Origin of the sequence: Alcaligenes sp. DN25, assembly GCF_023674485.1 — a bacterium.
GTDB lineage: Bacteria > Pseudomonadota > Gammaproteobacteria > Burkholderiales > Burkholderiaceae_B > Alcaligenes > Alcaligenes phenolicus.
Genome location: NZ_CP098408.1, coordinates 1,118,578 through 1,131,463 on the forward strand (window position 1 = coordinate 1,118,578; position 12,886 = coordinate 1,131,463).

The window sequence follows — 12,886 nt, forward strand, 5'->3', positions numbered from 1 at the left end:
TCTGACCAGAGTGCTGCTTATCTAAAACAGATTTTCAGGCTAGAATATTCGATTGTCCTTTTCAGGTCTGTTTTTTTACAAAAAATGGGCCTTGAATTCGGTCCTTATTCCTTACGGACCGTTATCTCGGACCTTGCATCGCCTGACAGTTTTGACGATGCCACCATCACCTGGCGGGTGTAGCTCAGTTGGATAGAGCACAGGCCTTCTAAGCCTGGGGCCGGGGGTTCGAACCCCTCCACCCGCGCCAACCTTACTCCCCTTTTTCTTGCGTGCTTTTCTGCTCCTAGGCATTACCCTGAGCCGATGCATTTAGTAAGTATGGTGTAAGTGTCGGGCTCTAATGTTCACCGCATAGACGTCGGCAGGCGTCTTCATAGCGCCGTTTTCAGCCTTTTCGGGCTGGGCCGGTTCAATAAGATACGCCAGCAAAATAAGGCGTTCAGAACAATGCGGAGACAAACTATGCAAGACCCCCTTGTAGGTCGGATTACGGCCAATCCTCGCTATCAGAATCTGGTCAAGACCCGGTTGCGGCTGGGCTGGATACTCACCATCGTCATGCTGGTGGCTTACTACAGTTACATCGGCATTATTGCTTTCGACAAGGAATTGTTTGCAGAGCGCTTGGGTGATGGCGTCATGACCCTGGGTATTCCTATTGGTTTTGGAGTCATTGTGTTGGCTGTTGTCATTACGGGCATTTATGTCTGGCGCGCCAATACCAAGTTTGACCAGATGGCCAAGGAAGTCCTTGAGGAGGTGCGTAAATGAAGCATTCCTATCTTCGTTCCGGCCTGGCTCTGGGCCTGATGCTGGCCAGCCCCGCCTTGCTGGCGGCTGGCGGCGACCTGGGCGAGCTGCAAAAGCAGCCGACCAACTGGACCGCCATCGGCATGTTTGCGGTCTTTGTGGTGGCGACCTTGTGGATTACCAAATGGGCGGCTGCCCGCACCAAGTCGGTCTCTGACTTTTACACGGCAGGTGGCGGTATTACGGGCTTTCAAAACGGCCTGGCCATTGCCGGTGACTATATGTCTGCGGCTTCCTTTTTGGGTATTTCGGCGGCGGTGATGATCAACGGCTACGATGGCCTGATCTACTCCATTGGCTTTCTGGTCGGCTGGCCCATCATTACATTCCTGCTGGCAGAAAAGCTGCGTAACCTGGGCAAATTCACCTTTGCTGACGTAGCCGCTTACCGCTTCCGCCAAGGTCCTATCCGCGCCTTCGCCGCCTCGGGCACGCTGGTTGTGGTTCTGTTCTATCTGATCGCACAGATGGTAGGCGCCGGTCAGTTGATCAAGCTGCTGTTTGGTCTGGAGTACTGGGTGGCTGTGGTGCTGGTGGGCGTGTTGATGATGGTCTACGTGCTGTTTGGCGGCATGACAGCCACCACCTGGGTGCAGATCATCAAGGCTGGTCTGCTGCTGTTCGGTGCTTCCTTCATGGCCATCATGGTGCTGGCACAGTATGGTTTTTCGCCAGAAAAACTGTTCGCTGCGGCAGTGCAGGTCAAGACAGATGCCGCTATTGCAGCCGGTAAAGATGCTGTCCAGGCCTCCACAATTGGTCAAGCCATCATGGGCCCCGGCAACTTCATCAAGGACCCTATCAGCGCGATTTCCTTCGGTATGGCTCTGATGTTTGGTACTGCTGGTCTGCCACACATCCTGATGCGTTTCTTTACCGTGCCTGATGCAAAAGAAGCACGTAAATCCGTGTTCTGGGCAACCACCTGGATCGGTTACTTCTACATCCTGACCTTCATTATCGGTTTCGGCGCTATCGTGCTGGTGTCCACCAATCCCCGCTTCCTGGACGTTGGCGGCGATCTGATTGGCGGTTCCAATATGGCCGCTGTGCACTTGGCTGATGCTGTTGGTGGCGACGTGTTCCTGGGCTTCATGTCGGCAGTGGCGTTTGCCACGATTCTGGCTGTGGTAGCTGGTTTGACGCTCTCCGGTACATCCGCCGTGTCGCACGACCTGTACTCCACGCTGATCAAGAAGGGCGAAGCCACGAACGAGGAAGTCATGCGTGTATCGCGCACTACCACCTTGATCCTGGGTGTGGTTGCCGTGTTGCTGGGTATTATTTTCGAGAAGCAGAACATCGCCTTCATGGTGTCTCTGGCCTTCGCGATTGCTGCCTCGGCTAACTTCCCGGTCCTGTTCCTGTCCATTCTGTGGAAAGGCTGCACGACACGTGGTGCCACGATTGGTGGTTTCCTGGGCTTGATCGTTGCTTTGCTGCTGACTTTGCTCTCGCCTTCGGTGTGGGAAGCTACGCTGGGCAATCCAGCCGGTTCTTCGCCATTCCCTTACGCGTCGGCAGCCTTGTTCTCCATGCCTTTGGCTTTCGTGGCGATCTGGTTCTTCTCGATCACTGACCGTAGCCCACGTGCCGAGATCGACCGTGCTGGTTTCGAGGCTCAGTCTGTACGCTCCGAGACAGGTGTGGGTGCAGAGGCAGCGTCTGCGCACTAATCTGCTCTGACAGGCCGGGCTTGTTTGCCCGTGCCTGAGCCTGATTGTTAAGGGTGCAAAAAAAACCGGTGTGATTCAGATCACACCGGGTTTTTTATTTGCCCATGCCGCTATTGCTGTCAGTACTGCTGGTCGTGTGTTGCGGATATCAAGCACACAGCAGTCAGTCTCTCTATTCAGGGATTCAGCTTCAGGCCTAAGTCTCGGACGGGACGGGCAGGCCGTCAAAACGCTCATAGAAGTAGGCGGCGGCCTCTGGTGCCTGTTCATCCTCGGCCCGCAAGGTGGACAGAATATAGCGCTCGGCCTTGCCGCAGACCTGACGATACACATCCCGGCACAGCTCATAAGCCTGTTTCCCTGCCCAGCCTGCTGGCAGTAGCTCAATGGGCAGTTGCGGGTCATGCAGCTGAATACGGCGGAATTCGTGAATCAGCAGGGTGCGAATCACAAAGGCCAGCTCGTCGTTATAGTCGTGGCCTGCATCCAGCATGGCCAGAGCGGGCGCAAAGCGCTGGATGAACTGACCGTAGCCGCTGGCCACCTGAGCCAGATCCCAACTGTCCTGAATCAGTTGGGACAGAGGGCGGGTTTGCGGCAGTTGGGAAGGTTCCAGCTTGCCCACATACACCTGCGACTGCGCCTGTGTCGCCTGCAGGATGTAATCCAGAATCGTGTGATCCGGGTTGGGGTGCAGGAAAGCCGTGGGTGACAAGGCGCAAAAGCCCTCCCACAGCAGTTCCTTGCGCAGGTCTGCCCGTTGCTTGGAGTTCATCATCAAGCTGGGCATGCTGAAGATCAGCGTCCATTGCCCGTCCCAGGCCAGATAGGTTGGGGTGTAGATGCGTTGATACGCGTGTTCGAAGCGCTGGCTGGCTTCGGGACGCAAGGTGTACTGGCTACGTCGCCCTTCGCGCTGCGCGCTCAGCCAGCCCTCCTCGGCCAGCCTGTACACGCTGGTGCGCACCAGTCGGTCGCTGATCCCGAAGGGGGCCAGCAACTGAATCAAACTGCCTAGCCAAAGTTTGCCGCCATGTGGGCGAATCACGTCGCCAAACAAGGTCATGACCAGGGACTTGGCTCGGGGAGGGCGGTTTTCCAGATGGTGGGCGGCCCATTGGGCCAGGTCGGAATAAGGAAGCTCGGACATTGTTTTTTTAATGGCGCTCAAGTCTGTTTTGGAACGGCACGCCTGTCTGTGTAGACCGTTTAAGCGCTTGATTATAAAGGGTGGGTGCGCAAGCGGATTGAAAGATTGTGCAAGCCAGGGGCTTTCTTGAAGCTTGCAGCAGTTTCAGGTGTGCACATATTACAGATAGGGGCTGGCCAGCCAGATCAGGCGGTTGCGCAAGCGCTTGCCAAAGCCGATTGAACTTAAGGACTCCAGGCTGACGGCTTGGGCGTCCTCAATTTCCAGATCAATCAGGTTCTGGATTTGGCGGGCCGTGTCGCGGCTGTAGATTTCTACGTCCAGCTCGAAGTTCAACCGCAAGCTGCGCGGGTCCAGATTGGACGAACCAATATAAGACCAGACTCCGTCAATCGTCATGAGCTTGGAGTGGTTGAAGGGGCCGCTGGCGCGCCAGACCCGGCAGCCTGCGCGCAGCACCTGATCCAGTTGGGCTGTCATGGCGTAATTGACCAGGCGCAGATTGTTTTGCCCGGGGATGACGATATCCACTTGAATGCCGCGTCGGGCGGCGGTGTTCAAGGCACCCAACAGGATCTGATCGGGTAGAAAGTAGGGAGACTGAATACGGATATGGCGCTGGGCAATGGCAAACGCCCCTTGCAGCATATGGTGGGTACTGGCCATGAAACGATCCGGGCCCGAAGCAATGCAGCGAGCCGGAACGTGAGGTCTGGGGGCGGGCGAGGAACTGGCATGCCAGTAAGCGGGCGATAGATCTTCGCGAGTCGTGAACTGCCAGTCGTGGCGGAAAGAAGCCAGCAATTGCATGACTGCCGGGCCTTCCAGGCGGAAATGGGTGTCTTGAGAGGGCTTGCCGTCGCTGTACTGCGCCATAAAGGACTCACGCAGATTCATGCCGCCGGTAAAACCTACCGTGCCATCCACAATCAGCAATTTGCGGTGACTGCGCAGATTGGCGTAGGGCATGCGCAGAAAGCCCAGGGGGTTGGTCATGAACAGGGCGCAGCGTATGCCTTCGCGGCGCAGCAATCGCACAATGGGCGTACGCGAATATTTAGCGCCAATAGCGTCGACCAGTACGCGAATCTGCACGCCACGTTGATGGGCGCGCGACAGGGCGCTGACAAATTCGCGCCCCAGGCGGTCGCTATCGAAGATGTAGCTTTGCAAGGCAATGGTGCTGTGGGCCTGATCAATGGCTTCCAGCATGGCGGGATAAGCCTGATCGCCGCCGACCAGAACGCGCACATTATTGCCATTGCGTAGTTGGCTGCGGCTGACGCGGTCCCCCAGAATTTGCAAAGAGCGAAATGGGGCGCCGACCAGGGCACCAATGTCCGAGACGGGAGGGTGCAGATAGGTGACCTGTTCATAGAACACGTCTGCACTTTGCTCCAGAAGGCTTTGTCTGCGTACGCGGTTGATCCCCGCGATCAAATACAGAAACGGTCCCAATAGGGGCGACATGATGATGACGCCCACCCAGCTGATGGCGGCGCGGACATCATTTTTTGTCATGGCGGCATGAATGGCCGCTGAAGCGCCCAGTATCACGCTGAGCGCCAAGGCTAGATGCGGCCAGTAATCGTGCAGCAGGGAGCGCAGGTGTATCAGATGCTCTTGCATGGGTTCAGGTGCTACGTTTCTTGTCAGGCAGGTCCGGGCGTTGGTAGAGGCTGTGCATCCAGGACGGGTTCGGTGCGCCGCGGGCGGCAAACTGCTGCAGGCGGGAGGGAGAGCGCCATACGCCACCACCTATGCCAGGCGAGGGCTGGACGCCATACCAGAACCATTGGCCGTCTTCATCCTGTGCAAGCCAGTCCCAATTGGCGGGTGCCTGATCCCAGCAGGGGAAACCGAGTGTCATCAGCAAACTTCCAGAAAATGGGACAGATTAGAGTATAAGAAAGCGTGGTTTTGTGCCAGTTTCTATTACAGAGGAGGCGGGCTGAAATGTCGGGTGTTTGATGGGGAGGGGCTTTTGCTGTGCGGGCCTGCCAACTCGAAGGGCTGGGTCGCAGGCGAAAGCCAGGACTGGCCTGGGGTTCACAATCAAACACAGTTTATTGTCCAGCCTGAACTTGCGTGGGGTGTGCGAAGGCGGCAAACTTGTTACGATGAACAAACGCAAAAAAGCCCGCTGCGTGGCGGGCTTTCAAGTATGTTTTTTCCAGTTCCTGGTCTTGCCACCATTTAAGGAGATCTACAAAACTTTGGAAGCGGTAAATTTCTGGGGTGACCGATGGGGCTCGAACCCACGACAACCGGAATCACAATCCGGGACTCTACCAACTGAGCTACGGTCACCACTGTTTACTGCTTTTTTGCTTCTGGCCTACATCAAGGTGGGCTGTGAAGTAAAAAATGTATTCTAGCATGCTTTTTTTAAAGAATGCAACACTCGTGCAAGAATACTTCGACCCTGAGTCTTGCTCCGGTCTTGCCGGTTGGAGCGTGACTCAGGTTTAATGATTTCCCCTCGTAATAGCAAGGAAGCGCGAAATGTCTCAATTATTCGTCGTTCATCCCGAAAATCCTCAACCCCGCGCATTGGCTCAAGCAGCCGAACTATTGGCTAAAGGAGGGCTGCTCGCCATTCCTACCGATTCCAGTTATGCCGTTGTCGCTCGCCTGGATGACAAGTCCGCCGCTGACAACCTGCGTCGTTTGCGTGGCTTGGATGATCGTCATCATCTGACCTTGCTGTGTCGTGATCTGGCCGAGATCAGCCACTTTGCCAAAGTGGATAACCCGCAGTATCGCTTGTTGAAGATGGCCACCCCTGGCCCGTGGACGTTCATTTTGGAAGCTACCAAGGAAGTGCCGCGCCGCGTGTCGCACCCTTCGCGCAAAACCATTGGTATTCGGGTGCCCGACCAGAAAGTGGCCCTGGCCCTGATGGAAGAAGTCGGCAGCCCCTTGATTTCCACCACGCTGATTCCTGAAGGCGAAGACGAACCCTTGAACGACGCCCAGGAAATTCTGGACCGTTATGCCCATCAGTTGGCGGCGGTTGTCGATGGTGGACCTTGCCCCTTGCAGGCCACTACCGTGATCGATCTGACCGGTCCTACGCCGGAGGTGTTGCGTCGTGGCTCGGGTGATCCTGCCACTTTGGGCCTGTCCTGATCTGCGGGCTTGCACAAAACTCGCGTCCAGGTGCCTATCCGTGTTTCAATTCTGAACCTTGGGGCAGCACTCGCTGTCCCAATCAGACAGGCTGATGACAGGCGACTTATCGTCTTGAGAAAGTAGGGGATAAGTCCCCGGCCTGGACCAAGGATCACCATGGACTCTTTTATACAGACCTTGACGGTCTATGCTTTGCCAGTCATTTTCGGTATTACGCTGCATGAAGCTGCCCACGGCTACGTCGCCCGCATGTTTGGCGACCCGACGGCCATGCTGGCCGGTCGTATCAGCCTGAACCCACTGCGTCATATCGACCCTATCGGCACGATTGTGGTGCCGGCGGTGCTGTTGCTGTCCAGCGCCATGATGGGCATGGGCGGCATTCTGTTTGGCTGGGCCAAACCCGTCCCTGTGGATTGGGGCCGCCTGCGCAATCCCAAGCGCGACATGCTCTGGGTTGCTCTGGCCGGACCGGCCTCCAATATGCTGATGGCTATCTTGTGGGTTCTGTATGCCCATTTGATGGTCAAGATCGGGCAGGGTGACAGCCGCTTCTGGATGGGCATGGCGGTGGCCGGTGTGCAGGTCAACCTGGTTCTGATGGCACTGAATCTGCTGCCTTTGCCGCCTTTGGATGGCGGGCGCATTGTATTTAGTCTATTGCCTAATCGTTTGGCCTATCATTATTCTCGTATCGAGCCTTATGGCATGGTCATTTTGATCCTGCTGATGTTTACCGGCGTACTGTGGACCCTGATGAGTCCCTTGATTGCGCTGGGCGAAGGCATATTGAAATGGTTCTTATGATTTAACGGCTTATCCGTTAAACTTGTGAGTCATATTTTTTTTCGGCTATAGGGCCTTAAACCCGGAGATTCATCTCATCATGGCAAGTTCGGACTCTGCTATTTCCAATTTTCAGGGCAGCATGGTTGCCCTTGTTACACCCATGGATCCCAATGGGGGTCTGGATTTTGCCGCTTACCGAAAGCTGATCGACTGGCACATTCAGGAAGGAACGCGTGTGCTGGTGGTCGTTGGAACCTCGGGCGAATCGCCCACGGTGTCGGTTGATGAGCACGCTGAACTGATCAAGGTAGCCGTTGAACACGCGGCTGGCCGTGTGCCCGTGATTGCCGGTGTGGGTGGCAACTCCACTCGCGAGGCCATCGAACTGTCGCGTCACGCCCAGGAAGTGGGTGCAGACGCCGGTTTGTCGGTGGTGCCTTACTACAACCGTCCTACTCAGGAAGGCATGTACCAGCACTTCCGCGCCATTGCAGAAGCGGTGGATCTGCCGCAGTTCCTGTACAACGTGCCGGGTCGTACCGTGGCTGATCTGCAGAACGACACCGTGCTGCGTCTGGCTCAAATCCCCAACATCATCGGTATCAAGGACGCAACGGGCGATCTGGCTCGTGGCGGCTTGCTGCTGCGTGATGCCCCCGAAGATTTCATAGTGGTCAGCGGCGATGATCCTACCGCTGCTTCGTATATCTTGCTGGGCGCCAAAGGCAATATCTCCGTGACAGCCAACGTGGCCCCACGTCTGATGAGCCAGTTGTGCCAGGCCGCTTTGGATATGGACGTACCGACGGTACGCCGTTTGAATGCCTATCTGGCAGGTCTGAACAAGAACCTGTTTGTTGAGGCTAACCCCATCCCCGTGAAATGGGCAGTTGCAGAAATGGGCCTTACTCAGCTGGGATATCGTTTACCATTGACGCCGTTAAATGCACAGCATCACGAGTTGCTGCGTCAATCTTTGAAACTTGCGGATCTTCTTCCATGATTGCAAAGCCAGTTAATAAAAGCCTGATCGGGCTGTCTTTGAGCCTGTTGGTGCTGTCGGGCTGCTCGACGATGGACCAGATTATGGGCCAGGGCGAGTCGGTTAATTACAAGAGTACGGTAGCAGGCGATCCCTTGAGCATTCCGCCGGATCTGACCCAGGCCAACCGTGACGCACATTACCGTGCGCCAGAAGGTGCCACGTCTTACTCGGTCTACTCGCAAGGTCAAACCGCGCAGCAGGCCAAGGGCGGTGCCGATACGATCCTGCCCCAGTCTGATGCCATCAAGGTGATGCGCGATGGCGATCTGCGCTGGCTGGTCGTAGACCGCCCCGTGGAAGACCTGTTTCCCCGCATCGTCGATTTCTGGGGTGAGCATGGTTTTACCATTCAGTCCCAGGATCCCCGTGCCGGCTTGATTCAGACCGACTGGGCTGAAAACCGTGCCAAGATTCCAGAAAGCTGGATACGCAGTGCCTTGGGTTCCATCATTGACCAGGTCTTTGATAGCGGCGAACGTGACCGCTTTCGTACCCGCTTTGAGCGCGTCGGCAACAAGACCGAAATCTATGTGTCCCACCAGCACATGGAAGAAACACCAACGGCAGACGGTTCCGCCTTTAAATGGGTGTTCGCCAAAGAAGATCCAGGTCTGAATGCGGCCATGCTGGCTCGCATGATGGTCTTCCTGGGCTCGGATATTGAAACAGCACGTGAACAAGTAGCCAACGCTTCCAAGGATCCTTCCAGCGTTCAGGTCCAGGCGTCGGACAAGGGCGATCAGGCTGAGTTGATGCTGAACGAGTCCTTTGATCGTGCATGGCGTCGTGTTGGCGTAGCCATCGACTCCGCCGGTTTCTCGGTTGAGGATCGTGACCGTTCCGCTGGCGAGTTCTTCATCCGCTATCTGGATTCGGATACCGGCGAGAAGATCGAGCAGCAAAACATCATTGGCCGCATCTTCGGCAGCCGCAACACCGCCGAAGCCACACCCTTCCGCATCAAGTTGAGCGCCCAAGGTGCTGGCACTCGCGTAACGGTGCTGGATCAGCAAGGTCAGGAGCAGACCACGCCGACAGCCAAGCGCATCATCAATGTGCTGTCTACCAATCTGCGCCCCGGCAACTGATTGTTTTGAGTCGGCCTGCGGGCCGTCTGGAAAAAGCCCTGGTTTCATGCCAGGGCTTTTTTTATGCACTAGCTCCGTTCTGAGTTACTTTGGCTCTCTTTCTCTTGTCGAAGAGGAGCCAATAGGGGCCCGGAATCTGGCGAGGTCAGCGCGATTAGCGCTGGCTTTCCCTCTACAGAAGAAGAGGTCGTTGAGAGCATTTCCTGAAAGGATACAGTCTCTTTTCCAGGCTGCGCTGCGCTCTGTTTGTAGCGCCTGGATTGCGGTGCTCCCTGAAATGGTGCAAAGCCTTTCTTTGGCAAAGACTTGAGGGGGGGGGGCCATCTTTTATTTTGTGAGCAGAGTTAATCTTTCTTGAGCAGGGCTGGACTTTCTCTAAAACTATAAAGATAATAGGAACCATTATCATTTAATGTGTTTTAGGGAGTGGCCCATGCTGAAATCGTTTTGCCGTAACGGTTTAAGTTTTTGCCTGCGTATGCTGCGTGGCACACAAGCCTCTGCTCACGCTCCTTCAGAACCGGGTGCTCGTATGCTGGCCATGATCGAGGCCTTGCCCCGCCGTCGTCGTGAGGCCTTTGTGCTGCATCGCTTCGAGGGCCTGAACTACAGAGAAATCGCGACTCGTATGGGCACCAGCCCCCGAGTCGTTGAGCACTATATCCGCATGGCCATGTTGGCGTGCCGCCATAATCCGGCACCGCTCAATCGGGTGGACGGGGCAGTGCCGCGTCCGGCTGGTTCGTATGTCTAAGGATGAACACATGCAGCACATTGACGAGCAAGCCTTGAGCTGGCTGCTCAAACAGCACGACCCCAAACATCAGAACGATGCCCGCAGCCAGTCTGCGTTCCGGGCCTGGTTGTCCATTGATCCCGAGCATCAGGCCGCCTTCTTGCGCTGGAAGCTGGAGTGGGAAGCCATGGATGGAATCAGCGAGGAGCATCTGAGTCGTTTGCGTGCAAACTCCCGGCAAGCCGCAGGCGCGGCAGGGTCTGGGACATGGCGTCAACGTTTGCTAAATAGCTGTTTGGACGCCTGGTCCACTAACCCGGCCTTGCGCTTTGCCTTGGGTGGCGCAGTGTGTCTGCTGTTGGGAGTGGCATTTTTGGGTAGCGTAGGTAGCTACTTTCTATAAGCCTTGTGCAAAGCGCCTAGTTCTTATCCCCCCATGGCGAGCGTAGATATTGCGCTGCTTGCTGGATACGATCATCCAGTGTGGTGGCATTCAGTCTTGGAATGACCCCTAGGCAAGGGCTCGGCAGATAGTCATGCAGCGTTTGCAGGTTCTCCTGGGCATAACTCATCTCCGGCGCTATGTGGTTGGCGACCCAGCCCAGCAAGTTCAAGCCGCTGGCGCGTATGGCTTGAGCCGTCAGCAAAGCGTGATTCAAGGCACCCAAACGTAGACCGATAACCAGCACCACAGGTAGTTGCAAGACTTGCGCTAAATCTATGCCTGTCCGCCCTTGCCCCAAGGGCAGCATGAAGCCTCCTGCTCCTTCAACGATTGCATAATCGGCTTGCTCCGCCACCGTTTGAACCGTTGTTTTGATCAGAGCCGGGTCTATTTCGATTCCTGCTTGTTCAGCCAGAATATGGGGTGCCGCAGCGGGCTTAAACAAGTACGGTGTCAGGGTTTCGGGAGCGAGCTTCAGGCTGGAATGCCGCGCCAGTGCATCCACATCTTCGTTCTGTAAACGTCCTTCTACCTCTACGGCCCCCGAAGCAATGGGTTTGATGCCGAGCGTGCGTGCGCCGCTTTGGCTTAGTAAATGAAGTAAAGCCGAGCTGACCAGCGTTTTGCCAATTTCCGTATCGGTGCCCGTCACAAAGCAGGCCCTCATGCGTATTCCTTCAGCAGACGACCCAGCCCATGCAGGCAATGCTCCACCTCTTTTGTGCCCCAGAGATAGCCGGGCATCAGGTACACCGTATTGCCGATAGGGCGTAGCATCAGTTCCTGTTGCAAGGCAGAGCGGTAAAAGCGCCGGGCAAAGCCCTGGTGATCGTAGCGAGCTGGGCCCGTGTCCAGATCAAAGGCCCAGATTACCCCGCAGCGGCGCAGATGCTGCATCTTGGGATAGTGCCGGTTCAGTCTATGCAAACCTTCATCAAGTGCTTGTCCCAGCGTTTTTTGCAGCTCGTAGACGGGGTATTGCTGGAACAAGTCCAGCGTGGCCAGCGCGGCTCGGCAGGCCAGGGGATTGCCAGTATAAGAATGGGAATGCAGAAAGCCCCTGCGCAAGTCCTGGTCATAAAACCCTTGATAAATCGAGGGGCTGGATAGCACTACGGACAAGGGCAGCGTGCCGCCGGTAATTCCCTTGGACAAGCACAGCAGGTCAGGCCAGATACCGGCCTGCTCGCAGGCAAAGAACGTGCCGGTACGGCCGCAACCCACGGCAATCTCGTCCAGAATCAAATGCACCTGATAGCGGTCACACAGCTCGCGCACGCCGCGTAGATAGTCGGGGGAGTGCATGTGCATGCCAGCCGCACATTGCACTAGCGGCTCCAGAATGACGGCGGCAATGTCCTGATGACCATCCAGAATCTGCTCCAGCGAGTGCAGTGCGTTTTCGGTGACCTGCGTGTGTTCGTCCGGGCTAGTGGCTTGACGCAGATCGGGGCTGGCTGCGGTGTATTGCTGGCCCAGCTGTGTGCCGTAGTTTTCCCGAAACAAGGGCACATCGGTCACGGCCAGAGCACCCAGTGTTTCGCCGTGGTATCCCTGCGCGATGCCTACAAAGCGGTGCTTGTGTTCCTGGCCTTGGTTGCGCCAGTAGTGCACGCTCAGCTTCAGGGCAATCTCTACCGCGGAAGCACCGTCGCTGGCATAAAAAGCATGGCCTAAACGATGGCTGCTCAAGGCGGCCAATCGTTCGGAAAGCTGCACAACCGGCTCATGGGTCAGGCCGCAGAGCATGATGTGATCCAGTTGCTGAACCTGATCGCTAATGGCTTGCACCAGATGCGGGTGGCTATGGCCAAACAGATTCACCCACCAGGAGCTGATGGCGTCCAGATAGGCGTTGCCGTCGGCATCATGAAGCCAGGCGCCTTGGGCGCGTTTGATTGCCAGTAGCGGCACGCCTTGATCGTGATGCTGCATCTGAGTGCAAGGATGCCAGACCGCTTGCAGGCTGCGTTGGGCCAAAGGGGGAAAGGAGTTTGAGTTCATGGCAA

Annotated in this window: 13 protein-coding genes and 2 tRNA genes; 9 read left to right on the forward strand and 6 right to left on the reverse strand. The window is 56.3% G+C overall.

Annotated features, from left to right (window positions below):
* Window positions 1-173: 173 nt before the first annotated feature.
* The 3 genes from NBV64_RS05135 (at window position 174) to NBV64_RS05145 (ending at window position 2,489) form a co-directional block, all read left to right on the forward strand.
* Window positions 174-250, forward strand: a tRNA-Arg gene (locus NBV64_RS05135).
* 215 nt (window positions 251-465) lie between these two features.
* Window positions 466-774 carry a DUF485 domain-containing protein gene (locus tag NBV64_RS05140; RefSeq protein ID WP_026485267.1) on the forward strand — a complete coding sequence of 103 codons (309 nt, stop codon included), beginning with the start codon at window positions 466-468 and terminating at the stop codon, window positions 772-774.
* Complete coding sequence (locus NBV64_RS05145) at window positions 771-2,489, forward strand: cation acetate symporter (RefSeq protein WP_250756805.1); 1,719 nt, start codon at window positions 771-773, stop codon at window positions 2,487-2,489. The genes NBV64_RS05140 and NBV64_RS05145 overlap by 4 nt, the downstream gene beginning before the upstream one ends.
* Window positions 2,490-2,685: 196 nt before the next feature.
* On the opposite strand, the gene paaX is transcribed toward NBV64_RS05145, so the two are convergent.
* The 4 genes from paaX to NBV64_RS05165 form a co-directional block, all read right to left on the reverse strand.
* Window positions 2,686-3,639 carry a phenylacetic acid degradation operon negative regulatory protein PaaX gene (gene paaX / locus NBV64_RS05150; RefSeq protein WP_250756806.1) on the reverse strand — a complete coding sequence of 318 codons (954 nt, stop codon included), beginning with the start codon at window positions 3,637-3,639 and terminating at the stop codon, window positions 2,686-2,688.
* Between the two features lie 159 nt (window positions 3,640-3,798).
* Window positions 3,799-5,268, reverse strand: coding sequence for a phospholipase D-like domain-containing protein (locus NBV64_RS05155; protein WP_250756807.1), 1,470 nt, complete (start codon window positions 5,266-5,268; stop codon window positions 3,799-3,801).
* A 4-nt stretch (window positions 5,269-5,272) separates the two neighbouring features.
* A complete protein-coding gene (locus tag NBV64_RS05160) occupies window positions 5,273-5,509 on the reverse strand; it encodes a hypothetical protein (protein WP_035275551.1) in 237 nt (78 codons plus the stop codon).
* A 364-nt stretch (window positions 5,510-5,873) separates the two neighbouring features.
* Window positions 5,874-5,949: transfer RNA gene (locus NBV64_RS05165), tRNA-His, on the reverse strand.
* Between the two features lie 195 nt (window positions 5,950-6,144).
* Here NBV64_RS05165 and NBV64_RS05170 point away from each other — a divergent pair.
* From NBV64_RS05170 to NBV64_RS05195, 6 genes are all read left to right on the forward strand, one after another.
* Window positions 6,145-6,771 carry an L-threonylcarbamoyladenylate synthase gene (locus tag NBV64_RS05170; RefSeq protein ID WP_009457902.1) on the forward strand — a complete coding sequence of 209 codons (627 nt, stop codon included), beginning with the start codon at window positions 6,145-6,147 and terminating at the stop codon, window positions 6,769-6,771.
* Window positions 6,772-6,930: 159 nt separating this feature from the next.
* Complete coding sequence (locus NBV64_RS05175; RefSeq protein ID WP_022983510.1) at window positions 6,931-7,581, forward strand: site-2 protease family protein; 651 nt, start codon at window positions 6,931-6,933, stop codon at window positions 7,579-7,581.
* Window positions 7,582-7,660: 79 nt separating this feature from the next.
* Window positions 7,661-8,566: a 4-hydroxy-tetrahydrodipicolinate synthase gene (gene dapA / locus NBV64_RS05180; RefSeq protein ID WP_009457899.1), complete on the forward strand. Its 906-nt coding sequence runs from the start codon at window positions 7,661-7,663 to the stop codon at window positions 8,564-8,566.
* Complete coding sequence (gene bamC, locus NBV64_RS05185; RefSeq protein ID WP_009457893.1) at window positions 8,563-9,696, forward strand: NlpB/DapX family lipoprotein; 1,134 nt, start codon at window positions 8,563-8,565, stop codon at window positions 9,694-9,696. Before dapA ends, bamC begins: the two co-directional genes overlap by 4 nt.
* Before the next feature lie 433 nt (window positions 9,697-10,129).
* Entirely contained in the window at window positions 10,130-10,450 is a 321-nt protein-coding gene (locus NBV64_RS05190) for a sigma factor-like helix-turn-helix DNA-binding protein (RefSeq protein WP_250756808.1), read from the forward strand.
* Between the two features lie 10 nt (window positions 10,451-10,460).
* Window positions 10,461-10,835: a FecR/PupR family sigma factor regulator gene (locus NBV64_RS05195; RefSeq protein WP_022983511.1), complete on the forward strand. Its 375-nt coding sequence runs from the start codon at window positions 10,461-10,463 to the stop codon at window positions 10,833-10,835.
* A gap of 16 nt (window positions 10,836-10,851) precedes the next feature.
* Here the strand turns inward: NBV64_RS05195 and bioD are convergent, their stop codons facing one another.
* Window positions 10,852-11,544 (reverse strand): dethiobiotin synthase, encoded by a 693-nt coding sequence (gene bioD / locus NBV64_RS05200; RefSeq protein ID WP_250756809.1) that lies wholly within the window; start codon window positions 11,542-11,544, stop codon window positions 10,852-10,854.
* Window positions 11,541-12,881, reverse strand: a complete 1,341-nt coding sequence (gene bioA, locus NBV64_RS05205; protein WP_250756810.1) for an adenosylmethionine--8-amino-7-oxononanoate transaminase — start codon at window positions 12,879-12,881, stop codon at window positions 11,541-11,543. Before bioA ends, bioD begins: the two co-directional genes overlap by 4 nt.
* Window positions 12,882-12,886: the final 5 nt, after the last annotated feature.